Consider the following 734-nt stretch of genomic DNA (forward strand, 5'->3'; position numbering starts at 1 on the left):
CCGCTTCATCGCCTCTTTGATCACAATTGCAGCAAGCTGACCGGAGTTCAAACTTTTTAATGCACCGCCATATCTACCTACCGCTGTTCTAACTGCGCTTACAATGACTATTTCGTTTTCCATTGCAATCCCCCCAGCTAGCTGTATTCTATTTCCAGTTGCGCAGCTATAATATTTTTCTGAATTTCTGATGTTCCCTCATAGATTCTGGTAATCCTAGCATCCCGGTAAAACCTTTCAACCGGATAATCAGCGATATAGCCTAATCCACCATGAATCTGAACAGCTTTGTCAGCGACCCGATTATAAACCTCTGATCCATAAAGCTTTAGCATGGCTGCTTCCTTAATTACTTTCATCCCTTGATCAACCATCCAGGCAACACGATAAGTAAAGGAACGAAGCGTTTCGATTTCCACGGCCATTTCAGCGAGCATATGACTGACTGCTTGATTTTTAATGATTGGTTTGCCAAACTGAACCCGTTCAAGTGCGTATTTTGTGGACATATCGAGTAGCTTTTGACAGGAACCTAAATTCCTGGATGCCAATCCTGCTCGTCCGTTGGCCAAAATCTTCAACGCATTTACATAACCTTGGCCTTCTTCCCCAAGCACATTTTCTACCGGAACCTCGCAATCTTCAAAAATTAATTCCGCAGAATGAGAGCCTCTTAATCCCATCTTTTTCTCCACCGCACCGACTTTGAATCCAGGGAAATCTTTTTCCACGAT

Annotated in this window: 1 protein-coding gene; it reads right to left on the bottom strand. The window is 43.3% G+C overall.

What is annotated here, in order from left to right:
• Nucleotides 1-137 precede the first annotated feature (137 nt).
• Nucleotides 138-734: acyl-CoA dehydrogenase family protein (locus V7083_RS20020; protein ID WP_335481231.1), on the bottom strand; the 597-nt coding region annotated here is incomplete at its 5' end.

The sequence above is a fragment of the Bacillus sp. JJ1764 genome, assembly GCF_036962145.1.
Classification (GTDB): Bacteria; Bacillota; Bacilli; order Bacillales; family Cytobacillaceae; genus Neobacillus.